The following is a 15,251-nucleotide window of genomic DNA, read 5'->3' as shown; positions in this document are numbered from 1 at the left end:
ATGAAGTTAAATAAATTGTTAAAGAAAACATTTATAGTTGCTAATATTTTGACAGCAGGAGTTATTTTGGCTGCTTGCTCATCAAGCGGTAAGTCAACTTCAAACGATAGCTACAAATCTGAACTTAATCAAAAAGGAACTTTGACGATTGGACTAGAAGGTACTTATTCACCATATTCTTACCGCAAAGATGGCAAGTTAACAGGATTCGAGGTTGAACTTGGGAACAAGCTAGCAAAAAAAATGGGACTGAAAGCCAAATTTGTTCCAACTAAATGGGATGGATTAGTTGCAGGACTAGGTAGTAATAAGTATGATGTTGTTCTGAACAACATTACTGCTACACCTGCACGTGCTAAAAACTATATTTTTTCTAAGCCCTACATCTATTCGCGCTACGCGTTAATCACCCGTCAAGGTGACAGTATCAAGAAACTTAATGATATTAAGGGGAAAAAGCTGGCTGAAGGAACTGGAACCAATAATGAACTTGTCGCAAAACAAAATGGAGCTACAATTGTTCCATCGGGTGACTTTGCAACTAGTCTGTCATTGGTCAGACAAAAACGTGTGGATGCTACAATCAACGCTCGGGAAGCATGGTATTCATACAAAAAGAGCAATTCAACTGATGGTTTAACGTATCATGACCTTTCATCTGAAAAAGATCCGGCTAAGATCGTTGGCCTGTTCAACAAGAAATCTACCAAGTTACGTTCTGAAACGAACAAGGCTTTGAAGGCTTTACGAGCAGATGGGACGTTGAAGAAGTTGTCTAATAAATATTTTGGGGCGAATATTACAGAGTAGCCAACACAAAAATAATTTTAGAATAACAAAATATAAGGCTTTAGTCCGATACATTTCAGGTATTGGATTAAAGCCTTTTTGTGTACTGCTGCGATTATTCATGAGCTGGGTTATATAAAATTGAACTTGTTGATTTACAGGTCATAGTGGGAATTATAAAGGTTAGTTTGTGTTAAATAGTTCTGTAATGCTGCAGTAATTTATTATCATAGTCATTTGACATTACAATTACTGAAATGCCAATATATATGAACATCCACATAATCGCTGAAACTATCGAATAACTTGTTGTTCCAGGAGAAGAATTAGAATATCCCCAGAAAAGAGTTGAAAGTGAATCAATGAAGAAATGGATCGACATTGGAAACACTATGCTCCCGCTTTTTATGTATACTACTGCTAATAATATGCCCATCCCAAAAACCTGAATCATTTGACAGATAGTACTTATTAAGGACTGGTCAGATAGATTAGTTAGGTGAATAAGACTAAAAAGCAAACTAGATATTAGTATTGAGAATAGGATACTCATGTTTTTATCCTTTGATTTAAATGAAAATAATTTCAACATTTTGCCAAGTAAAATCCCCCTGAAAAGATACTCTTCTGGAACAGCTGCTACAGTACCCACGATCAGAGCCTCAGGTAGCCTTTTTGAACCTGCCAAAAAAAAGATTAGAAAAATTACTGGGATTATTGCCAAAGCCTTAATTATATTGGCTGATGGTGTAAATTTAAAAAAAACTGACTGCTTTGTGAGCAAATAATTAAGGCAAAGTAAAATAATGAATGAACAAACCTTATAAAAGAATAATCCTGAAATTCCTGAAAGATTTAATGCTATTCGTATCTTATGAATTACGCTAAATTCCAGCAAAAAATCTATTATAAGTAATAACATTAAATAAAAAGACTCTTTTTTTATATTTATCAAATAATTTTCCTCCTCGATTGTCGTCCAAGTAACATAATACTCTAACAAAAAAGTTTGGCAATAATAATTTTATTTAAAATAAGCTTGATGTATGTTATTTTTTGTTTTAAAATATTCAAAATAATCATTGACACCGTTTTCATTTACTGTTAGTATAATCTTTGAAGATAGCGTGTGTTACTGATTCGATCAGGCATAAACCTACAGTACTTGTTTAGCATAGATTTCGATTGCTAGGCTGTGCGTAGGTTTTTTTTATCACTTTATAGGGGCGGTGACTATGAATTATATCAGAAACTTTAACAACAATGCTGCACTGGTTAGTGATAGAGAAGGGGTCGAATGGGTTGTTGTTGGGAAAGGGGTCGGTTTTGGCAAAAAGCAAGGTGAAGAAATTGATGAAACATTGGTGGAGCATAAATTTGTCGCGGCAGATAAAAATTCTCCAGAGATTGAAGAATTCAAGGATATTAAGCCGCAAGCTTTGCAGCTTACAACTGAGGTAGTTAAGTTAATCGAGCCATTGCTGGGAATCACTTATAATGATTATCAATACTTTACACTGGCTGATCATATCGATTTTTCATTGAAACGTGCTCGTGATGGAATTGAAATCGATAATGGGACAGTCAGGTGGGAGGTACGCAAATTATTCGCACGTGAATTTACGGTTGCACAAAAGGCAGTTGAATTAGTAAGGAAAAGGACAAATATGACTTTCCCAGATAGTGAGGTTGTTTTCCTGACGTATCATTTTGTCAATGCAGAGTCGGATGGCTCCAAACTGCAGGAAACGATTAAAATTTCACGCTTAATTGCAGGAATAGTTGAAATCGTTCAGTATCAATATCATCTAACGTTAGATACGGAATCGTTTAATTACAACCGTTTTATTACACATCTTAGAGCGATGATGGTCCAACAACTCAGTAAATCTCAAGATAGTGGGGAAGAGCTGGATCCATCGTTGCTTGAACTGATGCGGATTAAGTATCCACTGGCATTCGCAACAGTTGAACGCATTGATGCTTTTTTACAGGAAAAAGCAGGCTGGAAATTAGGCCCCGATGGAAAAGTTTACATGACACTTCACATCTGGCGAGTCACTCATCGACAAAAAATTGAATAGAAAAAAGGATTCTTTAGGTGTGTTACAGGAAACTGGCATTAACCCAAATATCTTTACTTAAGTGATCGGAGCAGGAATAAATTTTCTGCTATGCAACTTAAGCAAGGACATTTGGGTTTTTGTTTTAACTAGAGGAAACAAATAAGGAGGAAAATGTTATGAAATATGAAGAATTAAGCCGCTTGATAATTGATGGTGTTGGCGGCAAGGACAATGTTAAAAGTGTCGTTCACTGCACAACAAGGCTGCGTTTTAAACTTAAAGATGAGAGCATTGCTAAAGATGATATGTTAAAAAACAACGATGGTATCATCACTGTTGTTAAGTCAGGAGGGCAATATCAGGTGGTGATCGGCAATCACGTTGCCGATGTGTATGATGACTTGCTTCAAGTTGGTGGTTTCGCTGACGGGGGCTCTGTTCCTGACGATTATGAGGAGACTGAAAAATTAAATGTTTTAGACAAATTTATTGATCTGGTTTCAGGAATCTTTAATCCGATCTTAGGACCTTTGTGTGCTGCTGGGATGATCAAGGGATTTGCAGCTATGTTTACTTCACTTGGATGGCTAAGCACCAATTCAGGAACATATAAAGTATTATACGCAATTGGTGATGGTTTCTTTTATTTCTTACCAATTGTTTTAGGTGTGACAGCAGCCAAGAAGTTCAAAGTAGATCAATTTGTTGGAATGGCAATTGGAGCTGCTTTGTGCTATCCGGATATTGTAGCACTGAATAGCAGTAAGAATGTTTTATACACGATATTTAGCGGTACTTTTTTCCAATCTGATATTCATGCAACCTTTTTAAAACTTCCCATAATCATGATGAGTTATACGTCATCTGTTATACCGATCATCTTAGCAGTTTGGTTTGCTTCGCATGTTCAAAAATGGGCACGAAAGGTCATCCCAGATGTTGTTAAGACTTTCTTGGTTCCATTTGTAACTTTGCTTGTTGCTGTTCCCTTGACCTTCTTGGTGATCGGACCAATTGCAACATGGTTAAGTGATGCTATTTCAACTGTTTTCGTTGGGATTTATGACTTTAGCCCGCTCGTAGCCGGCCTTGTGATGGGAGCCCTTTGGCAGGTCTTTGTTATGTTTGGGATTCATTGGGGCTTCGTTGCTGTTGCGATGGCCAATTTGGCTTCAAAAGGCTATGATCCTATTCTTGTCCTCTCTTTGGCGGCATCCTTTGCACAAACAGGTGTTGTCTTGGGAATGATTATGCAAACTAAAAATCAGAAAACACGCAGTATTGCTATTCCGGCATTTATCTCGGCAATTTTTGGAGTAACTGAGCCGGCTATTTACGGGCTTACTTTGCCGCGGAAACGTTCATTTGTGCTGAGTTGTATCGCAGCTGCAATCGGTGGCGGAATTATCGGCTTGGCAGGCTCAAAAATGTATATGATGGGAGGAATGGGAATATTTAGCATTCCTACAGCCATCGGAAGCAAAACAGGAATCGATAGTTCCGTTTACGGGCTAATCATTGCAATGGCAGTCGCAACTGTTTTAGGATTAGGACTACAGCTTTTGTTCGGGAAAAAGGTCGTTGATAATATTGAACCTGCAACTGTAGCGGCAGCCGCTGCGCCTTCTGCGCCTGTAACGGAAGAAACAACAAATGTCGTACAAAAACCGAAATATCAACCCGCAACTAAGATAAACAGTCCACTTTCCGGTAAAATAATCTCGCTTAGCAGTATAGACGATGAAGTATTTTCTTCCGGTGCAATGGGTAAGGGCATAGCAATCGAGCCTGATGAGGGAATTTTGATTGCACCTGCTGCTGGAACAGTGACACTTGCCTTCCCAACGGGTCATGCCGTGGGGCTTAAACTGGATACAGGGGCTGAATTATTGATGCATATTGGAATGGACACAGTCGAGCTTGATGGTAAAGGTTTTGAATTACTGGTCAAGCAAGGAGATAAGGTAGCTGCAGGACAAAAACTGCTTAGATTTGATATTGGCTTAATAAAACAGGCTGGATTCAAATTAACAACGCCAATCGTTGTGACGAACACGAAAGAATACCATGAAGTAAATACTATTGATCCGCAACGGGAAAGCGTTAAAAGAAATGATATCTTACTTGATCTGAAATAAATTGGAGGTTTGAATATGGTTTTTCCTGAAAAATTTTTATGGGGTGGAGCGACTGCCGCTAATCAATGCGAAGGCGCGTATGATACTGCTGGAAAAGGGCTCTCATTAGTTGACATTCTACCGGCAGCTAAAGAAAACAGGGAATACGCACTTTTTCATCCTAAAGAGGCGATGCAAAAAGAGTACAGTTACTATCCCAGCCATGAATCAATCGACTTTTATCATCACTATAAAGAAGACATTAAACTGCTTGCTGAAATGGGCTACCGTGTTTTCAGGATGTCACTGAGTTGGCCACGGATTTTCCCAAATGGTGACGACGCAGAACCAAATGAAGCTGGTTTAAAGTTTTATGACGATGTGTTTGCAGAATGTCAGAAATATGGGATCGAACCTCTAGTTACATTGAATCACTTCGATACACCATTAGCGTTGTTTGATAAGTATAATGGGTGGTCAGATCGAAGCTTAATTAAGCTTTATGTCCATTATTGCGAAACGGTTTTGAAACGCTATCGGGGCAAGGTCCATTATTGGCTAACTTTTAATGAGATTAATATGATCCTGCACATCCCCTTTTTGGGCGGAGGAATGGACGTAAATAATGTTGAAAACTCTGAACAGGTAAAATACCAAGCTGCACACCACCAACTTGTTGCATCTGCTTTGGTGACAAAATTAGCACATGAAATTGATCCTGAAAATAAGGTGGGTTGTATGCTAGCAGCTGGTCAAACATATCCATATACATGTGCGCCAGAAGATGTTTTTGCAGCAATGCAAGCAGACCGCGAAAGCTATTTCTTTATTGATGTCCAAGCACGTGGTTATTATCCAAGCTACGCTGAACGAGTTTTTGCAAATAAAGATGTGACGATCGAAATGGCGGCAGATGATAAGAAGATATTGCGTGAGCATACAGTTGACTTCATTTCGTTTAGCTATTACTCGTCGCGTCTAACAAGCACAGATCCTGAGGTTAAGAGTAAAACAGCCGGAAACATTTTTGCCTCCTTAAAAAATCCCTATTTAAAGACAAGCTCATGGGGCTGGCAGACAGATGCTTTGGGATTAAGGATCACGATGAATCAGATCTATGATCGTTACCAAAAACCGCTTTTTGTTGTTGAAAATGGTCTTGGTGAGAAAGATGTGCTGACTGAAGAACATGCAGTTCATGATGAATATCGGATTGCTTATCTAAAGGATAATATCAAAGAAATGGGAGAAGCAATTGCTGATGGAGTTGAATGCTGGGGATATACAAGTTGGGGATGTATTGATCTTGTTTCTGCCGGTTCAGGTGAAATGAGCAAGCGTTATGGTTACATTTACGTTGATCGCGATGACAATGGAAATGGGAGCCTTAGAAGATATAAAAAAGATTCTTTTAATTGGTATACCAAGGTTATTGCAAGTAATGGTCAGCTTTTATTCAAATAAGAAAGGAAGATGTCTAAATGTATTCAAAAAAAGTTCCTGATAAGTTTCCTGATAATTTTTTATGGGGAGGGGCAACTGCTGCCAATCAGCTTGAAGGAGGCTGGAATCTGGATGGTAAAGGATTGACTACAGCCGAAGTGGTTAAGAAGGCTGAGGATCGGCAAAATTTTACCATGAATGAAGTCACGCCTGAGAGTTTACAGGTGGCAGTTAATGACAAAACAGACGAATTATACCCGAAAAGACGCGGAATTGATTTCTACCATCATTATAAAGAAGACATTAAACTTTTTGCGGAAATGGGCTTCAAGGCTTTTAGGCTTTCAATTGCGTGGGCACGTATTTTTCCGAACGGCGATGAAACAGAGCCAAATGAGGCCGGTCTGCGTTTTTATGATAGCGTCTTTGCAGAGTGCAAACGCTATGGAATTGAACCTATTGTGACAATTTCACACTATGAGATGCCCTTAGGAATTACCTTAAAATATAATGGCTGGGCCAGTCGGAAAACAATTGCCCTTTTTACGAAATATACAGAGGTTTTATTTAAACGTTATCAAGGAGTTGTTAAGTATTGGATGACCTTTAATGAGATCAATGCTTCAACATGGGGATTTACAGGAACGGGGGCCCTCGATAGTGAGCTTGACGAACCAGCTAAGATGCAGTTACGTTATCAATCTCTGCACCATGAGTTCATTGCAAGTGCGCTTGCAGTTAAACAGTGCCATCAAATCGATCCTCAAGCGAAGATCGGCTGCATGTTGGCAAGAATGCAGACATATCCAAATACACCCAATCCGATTGATGTGAGGGCGGCACAGTTGCAGGATCAATTGAATTTGTTCTTCACTGATGTTCAAGTGCGTGGCGAATATCCTGAGTATATGAATCGCTATTTTGCTGAGAATGGAATCACACTTGAAATGCAAGCAGATGACCAGCAAATAATTAGTGCGGGTAAAGTAGACTATTTAGGATTTAGCTACTACATGTCGACAGTGACCTCTGCAAACGATGAAGTTGAAAAAGCAACTGGCAATTTTGCTTTTGGAGGTAAGAATCCTTACCTGGAAGCCAGCGATTGGGGCTGGCAAATCGATCCGCTTGGGTTAAGGATCACTTTGAATGAGTTTTGGGACCGTTATCGAGTTCCATTGTTCGTTGTTGAAAACGGCCTGGGTGCGCTTGATAAAGTTGCGCCGGATGGCAAGATACATGATAATTATCGGATTGAGTATTTACGTAAACATATTGAACAGATGAAGGAAGCAATCCGAGACGGAATCAACTTGATGGGATACACCATGTGGGGACCGATTGATCTTATCAGTGCATCGACATCGGAAATGTCCAAAAGATACGGGTTTATCTATGTTGATCAAGATGATGAAGGCCAAGGGACACTTAAACGTCTGCGGAAGGATTCATTCGACTGGTACAAGAAAGTGATTGCTTCAAACGGTGAAGATTTAGCATAAAAAAGAATAGCTAATTCTGAAAAAAGTAAAGTACAAAAAAGGTATAAGAAGGGCTGAGGGCAAAGAAAATTTTTTTATCCTCAGCTTTTTCTGTGCGCGACTTGCCTTAAAACAAGTTAAGTTTCAATCATGATAGTTGTTATGAATTATCCAAGGTTTGCGTGAAAATAAATGCAGATATGTATTCAGAGGTAGAAAGTTAGGCATCTTTCTTGGTATTTTGAAGCTCAGTAGGTTAGAATGTAGTGAGATAAAGCCCTTACAAAAGAAAGGAGACTGATAACATGGCGTATACACTTCCTGACTTGCCGTACGATTACAGTGCTTTAGAACCCTATATTGATGAACAGACGATGCGTTTGCATCATGATAAACATCATCAGACTTATGTTACTAATTTGAATGTGGCTTTGAAAAATCATCCTGAACTTTCTGAACTCCCAATCGAGGAATTAATGACTCAGTTAGACAAGGTACCTGAAGGAATTAAAAAAGCTGTGCGTAACAGTGGAGGAGGGCACGCCAATCATTCGCTTTTTTGGAAGTTACTCTCTCCGCATTTTGACAGTAATCTAGAAGGTCCCTTGCGGGAAGCAATCGATAGCAGATTCGGCAGCTTTGAAAAATTCAAACAGCAGTTCACAGAGGCGGCTTTAAGTGTCTTCGGTTCAGGCTGGGCATGGCTTGTAAAAGATAAAAATAGTGCTTTGAAGATTGTTACGACGCCAAACCAAGATTCACCGCTTTCTGAAGGCTTAACACCGGTGTTAGGTCTTGATGTATGGGAGCATGCTTACTATTTGAAATATCAAAATCGCAGACCGGAATATGTTGAGGCATTCTGGCATATTGTAAATTGGAAAGAGGCTGGTCGATTGTTTGATAGTGAATTAGCAGGAATCGGATCAAAAGTTAAATAAAGCACTTGCAAAAAATACTGAAAAGTAGTAATATTCTAGTTGTCGAAGGATTGTTACCGCTGTCATAAGTGGGCAAAACCTGTCGCAAATTTGGTGTGTGGGCTAGTGATAGTCTGTATGGCGGTTTGTGTACAGGTTTTTTTATATTAACTGTTATTTAGGGAGAATCTATGAAGGCCAAACAGGTTTTTAATAACAATGTTCTTTTAGCGAATCAAGGGGACCAAGAAGTAGAATTGGTTGGTTGCGGATAACCTTGAATGAGATGTGGGATCGCTATCGAAAACGATTATTTATCGTTGAAAATGGGTCCGGAGCTTTAGACAAGCTTGAAGATGGGAAAGTGCATGACAATTACCAATTTGACTACTTAAGGAAACACATTGAAGCAAACTAAAAAGGATTCCTTTTACTAGTATAAGAAGGTTATTTCTTCAAATGGAAAGAATTTAGAATAGAAGTAAGAGCTGGGGAAAGGCATAACTTACCCTCAGCTCTTATTTTTGATGAATAATAAATAAATGTAAAAATTTTGTGCATTAGTGAGAAAGTACTGAGGGTCAATGTATTGAGCGCTTTCAAAATGACTGAACTTTTTAATGCACCGTTGTGGGCTAAACCTCAATATGCTAGTGTTTATTTTATTAGGGATAAATAGCGATAGAAAAGAAGATAAAATACTTTTTGGCACATGAAGTCATGAATCATGCTGTTAACAAAAAGAAATGGGATACGGGGTTGGTTTTTTATGGAGAAAAGGGAAAAGATCATTACGGCAACAGCAGCAACGTTAGCAGCACTAACACTCGGTACAGTACATAGAGATGAGATTAAAGCGGATAATATTGCCCAGACAACCGAAAAATCAGTTTCAACTAGGAATGATCAGGAAAATGGTAGTGCTTCTAGCGAGGTGGTATCTAACCGCAGTGAGACTTCAGAAAATAAGGACAGTCAAACAGCGGTTTCACAATACCAGCAGTCAGAAAAATCAAGTCAAAGTAGCAATTCTTCAGTTAAGGAAGAGCAGCAGAGTAAAATGGTGGAACCAGCAACAGAAAGTAGGGTTGAGCAGACTGCAGACCCAAAACAGCAGGTTACAGAGTCAACTGCAAATAAAAGTCTTGCCGATAAAACATTGACCGAACAGACAGTTAAGATCAATGACGAATACGATACTCAAGCCAACCAGCAGAAACAGGACAATGATCAAAAGCAAAGCACGGCGCAGACAAAACTTGAACAAGCACAAACCAAAGTCCAAAGTTCGGCAAAAGAAGAGATTAAAGCAGCGGTTCCGATTGCACAAACAGATGATCCTGCACAAGCTTATGAAAAAGGACATGTGATCAATACAGATATTGATCTTCCGGTTCAATTACTCAAACCACAAATAACAAATGCTGCAGCCCCGACTTATTATGATTTTTATGGCTACAATGGAGAAAATGATACTTCGGATAAAATCAATGGAACTTTAACCCATAATCAGCAGTATGAACTGGCAGATTACGCATTAACACTATTGAACAATTGGCGTACAGCCAATGGGATGGATCAAATTCATTATAATCAAAACGTTGAGGAGGCGACTCTAGAATTAATCAATTTGCGGAACGAAGAAAACAAAGATTTTGAACACATTACTTTTAATAGTCAAGAAACAGCGTTTTTTTCAAAATATGGTTTAAGCCTAGTGGGGGAAAATCTCGGAGTCTCTATTCCAGAAAAAACGACATTACTGCAGCTAAAAGTTGAAACACTGAATGCAATCACGGCGATGATATGGCAGGATGAAGCTCATTATAACGGGCATTTATTGAACTTTGAGAATGCAGAATACATGGGCTTTGGTGTTCAAGCCAATAAAAACATGACTTATCCATATCAGTTGGTCTTTGAAATAGCCGAGTTGAGTGATTCAAAAAATACGCAAGCACCGGACATCCGGTTAACTTCGGAGGCACTTATTGAAGGCAAACGTGCTGCTGCTATAGCTGATCTTATTGAAGCTGATAGAGGTGTTCAGACAGCAAAAATAAATACTTTAAACATTAAGAATGAAGGCCAGAATGCGCTCATACTGCTTCAAAATCAGCGCCAGGTTGAGTTGGATAAAATTAATGCACTGTACGAGGCAGACTTGAGAGCTTTGTATTTGAATTATCAAAATGAACTTTCAAGTCTACAAGATCTAGAGAGTATACGCTCAGAACAAAAAAAATCGAGCCGAGCTGAAGTGATATTAAATGAGAGACGGCAGCTAGTTAGAAAAGTTGACTTGGGCGGCAAAAAGGTGACAAGCAGGCTGAAAGTTTCATGCTGCGATAAAGAAAGTGGTTCATTCTCACCAGATACAGCATTTGTTCCGACACTCAAGCCGAAATTTCAAGAACACTCGAATGGTTCACTCCCACAACTTGGAACAAAAAAAGATGTACGAGTTTCATTAGCAGGAATGATACTTTTTTCTGTAGCTGCATTGTGCGGATTTAAACATTTTAGTAGAAAGAAAAGATGGGCGTCAAAAACTAAATTTTGATCCCCCATATTGACTCCGGATCAATATGGTTTGTAAACCAAAATTTTCCGTCTAATTTCGAATTATTCATAGCAAAGAAATACGTGGTGTTCGTAGTTTCACGTCAGCACTCAAATTTTACTGACTTACAGTATACATCCACATTTTCAAGTGAAAAAGCAGCCTTAAATCCACGGCTGCTTTTTTATTGTTCATAATATAGCAAAAAAAGATTGCTATAAGGTCTTATTTATAATAAAATAATTCATAAATACGAACTATAAAACACTGAAAAGTGTAAAACGTTTACTGTAAGGAGAAATTATTATGCATTTTATAGCTGACTTAATGGCAGCGCTCGGAGTTGTTTTGAATGGAATACCACAAGGAATAATGGCGATGGGACTAGGATTTGCAGTTTTCCCAACAACTTTCTCATTTGTTTTTGCATCGGCAATTAATGGTTTTTACGGATCTGTAGCGCCGCTTTCGTTCCAAGCGGAATCATTAGCTTTAACTGGAAATCTTGGAAAGACGATCCGTGAGCGGACATCAATTATTTTTGGTGGCTCATTGATCATGGTTTTCATTGGGCTGACTGGAACTTTGACCAAGATTGTTTCATATCTGGGAAACAATATTATGACAGGGATGATGGCTGGTGTCGGCTTGATGCTGGCTAAAATTGCAATTGAGATGACTAAGAAGCAGCGCAAAATCGGCTGGATTTCGATTGCATTGGCTGCAATAACATATTTGATAACTAAGGATCTTGTATGGACAATTACTATTTCTGTAGTTTTTTCCAGCCTCTATGCAGTGAAAATTGAGCATTATCGTGCGGAACTTCCTGAATATGTTACAGAACGAAAATTTAATTTTATGCGTCCGCAGTTCAATTTGCGAATTTTGCGAGGAGCACTCGGTTTAGCTTGCTTGAATATTGGTGCTAATATTTCTTACGGTTTGATTACTGGCCAAATGACAGGTGTTAAACCGAACCCAGTTAATCTGAATTTATTGACAACGACCCAAGCAATCGCGGATATGGGAACTAGTTTGCTTGGTGGAGCTCCGGTTGAGACGATTATTTCTGCAACTGCTAGTGCACCAGAACCTGTAATCGCAGGAATTATGATGATGCTGATTATGGCAGTGATTTTATTTGCTGGCTGGCTTCCTAAAATTGGCCGCTATGTCCCTAGTACCTCAATTGCCGGTTTCCTATTCATTTTAGGCGCTGTCGTTATTTTTCCTGAAAATGCAGCAGCTGCGATGTCTGGTTCAGGAATGACGATTGCTGCAATTACCCTAGTGGTAACGGCGATTTTTGATCCATTTGCTGGTTTGGTAACAGGAGCCGCTTTAAAATTTGTTTTGCCATTACTAGGCTTGGGGGTTTAACAGTTGGAAAAATATTATGAACTAAAAATAGGTGACTTAACGCGGAAGTTACCACTGATAAAACTTAATGATGATTTAGCGATTGCTTCATTTGTTCTTTTGGGAGATGCTGAATTAACACATTATGCGGCCGAGAGGTTGGCTAAAAAAATAGATTTCGAATTTGATTATTTGGTAACGATGGAGAGCAAAGGAATTCCGTTAGCGCAAGAAATGTGCCATTTCTTAAATAAACCACGGTATGTTGTTTTACGCAAAAGCATTAAGGATTATATGAACTCGCCCTTGACTGTACCGGTTAACGCGATTACAACAAGTGCCCAGCAACAACTGGTGATTGATGGTAATGATGCTGCTTTATTGAAGGGAAAAAGGATTGTTATTATTGATGATGTTATCAGTAGCGGTGGTTCAATTACGGCAGCTGAGAAGCTGCTACTCAAAGCAGAAGCAAATGTGGTTGACCGTTTTGCTATTTTAGCGGAAGGAGCCGCTGCTAAGCGCAAAGACATCCAGTTCTTAGAAGAATTGCCACTCTTTCAGCCATAAACTTTTTAGAAATATGACCGCAGAACAGTTGAAAAGCAAATGAGTGTAAGATTGAGGATAGCAAAAGTTAAAGATCCTTAAGTTGTTGTTGAACGGGGAAAGTTTTTTTGAACGCGTCAGTTAGGGAAATAGAAGTTAAGTTGAGAAGAGACAGGGCCAAAGCACACATTTTGGTCCTGCCTCTTTGTGTTATTTTGTATGGTTATTAGGTAAATTTACTTGCGTAGTTAAAGTTTTCTCGACTAATGGTTGAATTCAAAAACGCTCATCTCGTGTGCTTAGGATCAAAAAATACTGATTTTGGAACTGCTCGATAATAAAAACTATACTTACTAATTGTAAGAATATATAATGATATTAGTTATTGAAAAAGGTGAGGTGATTAGATGAAGTATCAGTATGAATTGCTTTACCCAAAAGCAAAAGTGACATCCAAGACGCCTGTCGTGATTACGATGCACGGAATGGGATCAAATTTTTATGACCTAAGACCTTTGCTTGAATTCTTTGATATCCCTGTTATTCAACTACATCTTCAAGGGGATATCTTGTTTTCAAATGGTTTTGCTTTTTTTGATCCTGATTTTTCCCAACAAACTGAAGATGAGGTGATCGGACCGGTGATTACTGCTGTTTATCGTGAGATTAATGCGATATTAGGTGAGCAGGGGCTGGAAGCTCAACCCAAACTGGTACTCGGGTTCAGCCAAGGAGCTATTCTGACAGCCAGTTTAAGTGTGGTTTATCCTAGATGGATGTCAGGTGGAATAATATTGAGTGGTCGCTTGCCTACTTTTATTGAAAAAACTATCAGTGATAATAACAGTGAAAAACGTCCCCCAATCTTTATCTCACAAGGCAAGAAAGATCCATTATTCGCCCCTCAAATTGGGCAAAATCTTGCTAAGTTTATGCAAGAACATGGTTACGACGTGACTTATCGAGAATATCTAATCGGACATGGCGTACACCCTAAAGCTATCAGTGATCTGAGGGATTGGACAAAAGGAAAGGTGTGGTAATTATGGCAGTAGTTATACCGCAATTTAAATTATCGGAAAATACACACACGGGAACAGTTGCTTTGAAAGTAGCTAATCTAGAAAAACAAACACTTTTTTATCAAAATGTAGTAGGCTTGAAGCTGCTGTTTAAGACCGAAAAAGAGAGTATCCTAGCAGCTAAGGGAGATAAGACTCCATTGCTGATTTTGAATAAAGTCGAGGGTACACTCCCGACAGTGAGAAAGACAGGATTGTATCATATAGCTTTTTTACTTCCGAGTAGGAAAGATTTAGGTAATGCTCTAATTCATTACCTGATGATTAAAGCCCCGCTTATCGGTGCAAGTGATCATGGCTACAGCGAGGCACTTTATTTAACCGATTTAGAAGGTAATGGGATTGAGGTATACCATGATAAGCCACATAGCTATTGGGGAGTCCGTGAAGATGGTGAAATTCCAGCAATTACAAAAGAGATGGATGCTCAAGGTGTAGTTGAAGCGGCTGATAAAAGATGGGACGGCTTTCCAAGTGGAACTAAGGTAGGCCACGTTCATCTTAAAGTTGCAGAATTAGATGAGACTCAGACTTTTTACAATGAAGTTTTGGGCTTATCCTTAAAAACTAATTATGGGAATCAAGCCAAGTTTTTTGCAGCTGGAAAGTACCATCACCATATTGGGACTAATATTTGGACAGGAAGAGATATTCCGGCTATGAGTGAAAATGATTTGGGCTTGGACTACTACACTTTCTTTGTCGAAAATAAAGCTGAGCTGGTAAGAATAGAGCACCATTGGAAGATAAAAGGTATAGTTTATCGACAAGATGAGGCAGGTAGTTTATGGATTAAAGATCCAAATGGAATTAAGATCCAGATAGAGATCGAAGATTTTTAGAAGGAGATATAGGGAATTAATAGGAAACTAATTTTTG

General features: G+C 38.8%; 13 protein-coding genes and 1 pseudogene. 13 read left to right on the top strand and 1 reads right to left on the bottom strand.

The window, feature by feature from the left end; all coding sequences use genetic code 11:
• Positions 1-810, top strand: a complete 810-nt coding sequence (locus FC19_RS02305) for a transporter substrate-binding domain-containing protein (RefSeq protein WP_057875385.1) — start codon at positions 1-3, stop codon at positions 808-810.
• Positions 811-982: 172 nt separating this feature from the next.
• Here the strand turns inward: FC19_RS02305 and FC19_RS02300 are convergent, their stop codons facing one another.
• Positions 983-1,744, bottom strand: a complete 762-nt coding sequence (locus FC19_RS02300; protein ID WP_057875384.1) for a CPBP family intramembrane glutamic endopeptidase — start codon at positions 1,742-1,744, stop codon at positions 983-985.
• A 280-nt stretch (positions 1,745-2,024) separates the two neighbouring features.
• Between FC19_RS02300 and FC19_RS02295 the strand changes: the two genes are divergently transcribed.
• The 12 genes and pseudogenes from FC19_RS02295 (at position 2,025) to FC19_RS02250 (ending at position 15,214) form a co-directional block, all read left to right on the top strand.
• On the top strand, positions 2,025-2,873 hold the full coding sequence (locus tag FC19_RS02295) for a BglG family transcription antiterminator (RefSeq protein WP_057875383.1): 849 nt from the start codon (positions 2,025-2,027) through the stop codon (positions 2,871-2,873).
• A 158-nt stretch (positions 2,874-3,031) separates the two neighbouring features.
• A complete protein-coding gene (locus FC19_RS02290; RefSeq protein ID WP_057875382.1) occupies positions 3,032-4,993 on the top strand; it encodes a beta-glucoside-specific PTS transporter subunit IIABC in 1,962 nt (653 codons plus the stop codon).
• 15 nt (positions 4,994-5,008) lie between these two features.
• On the top strand, positions 5,009-6,436 hold the full coding sequence (locus FC19_RS02285; RefSeq protein ID WP_057875381.1) for a 6-phospho-beta-glucosidase: 1,428 nt from the start codon (positions 5,009-5,011) through the stop codon (positions 6,434-6,436).
• A gap of 17 nt (positions 6,437-6,453) precedes the next feature.
• Complete coding sequence (locus tag FC19_RS02280; RefSeq protein WP_057875380.1) at positions 6,454-7,917, top strand: glycoside hydrolase family 1 protein; 1,464 nt, start codon at positions 6,454-6,456, stop codon at positions 7,915-7,917.
• A gap of 284 nt (positions 7,918-8,201) precedes the next feature.
• A complete protein-coding gene (locus FC19_RS02275; RefSeq protein ID WP_057875379.1) occupies positions 8,202-8,837 on the top strand; it encodes a superoxide dismutase in 636 nt (211 codons plus the stop codon).
• 170 nt (positions 8,838-9,007) lie between these two features.
• Complete coding sequence (locus tag FC19_RS11990; protein ID WP_420805483.1) at positions 9,008-9,091, top strand: CAT RNA binding domain-containing protein; 84 nt, start codon at positions 9,008-9,010, stop codon at positions 9,089-9,091.
• A pseudogene (locus tag FC19_RS11285) lies at positions 9,082-9,222 on the top strand (family 1 glycosylhydrolase); the annotation flags it as partial. The gene FC19_RS11990 and the pseudogene FC19_RS11285, both read left to right, overlap by 10 nt.
• Before the next feature lie 363 nt (positions 9,223-9,585).
• Positions 9,586-11,379, top strand: coding sequence for an SEC10/PgrA surface exclusion domain-containing protein (locus tag FC19_RS02270; RefSeq protein WP_162261177.1), 1,794 nt, complete (start codon positions 9,586-9,588; stop codon positions 11,377-11,379).
• Between the two features lie 306 nt (positions 11,380-11,685).
• The gene (locus tag FC19_RS02265; protein WP_057875377.1) at positions 11,686-12,762 is read left to right on the top strand and encodes a hypothetical protein; all 1,077 of its coding nucleotides are present in this window, start codon (positions 11,686-11,688) and stop codon (positions 12,760-12,762) included.
• A gap of 3 nt (positions 12,763-12,765) precedes the next feature.
• Positions 12,766-13,311, top strand: a complete 546-nt coding sequence (locus tag FC19_RS02260) for a phosphoribosyltransferase family protein (protein ID WP_057875376.1) — start codon at positions 12,766-12,768, stop codon at positions 13,309-13,311.
• A 386-nt stretch (positions 13,312-13,697) separates the two neighbouring features.
• Positions 13,698-14,333, top strand: coding sequence for an alpha/beta hydrolase (locus FC19_RS02255; RefSeq protein WP_057875375.1), 636 nt, complete (start codon positions 13,698-13,700; stop codon positions 14,331-14,333).
• Between the two features lie 2 nt (positions 14,334-14,335).
• Positions 14,336-15,214, top strand: a complete 879-nt coding sequence (locus FC19_RS02250; RefSeq protein WP_057875374.1) for a VOC family protein — start codon at positions 14,336-14,338, stop codon at positions 15,212-15,214.
• Positions 15,215-15,251: the final 37 nt, after the last annotated feature.

This window comes from Liquorilactobacillus aquaticus DSM 21051 (genome assembly GCF_001436755.1).
Taxonomy (GTDB): Bacteria; Bacillota; Bacilli; order Lactobacillales; family Lactobacillaceae; genus Liquorilactobacillus; species Liquorilactobacillus aquaticus.
This window is presented reverse-complemented; position numbering and strand designations above follow the sequence as displayed.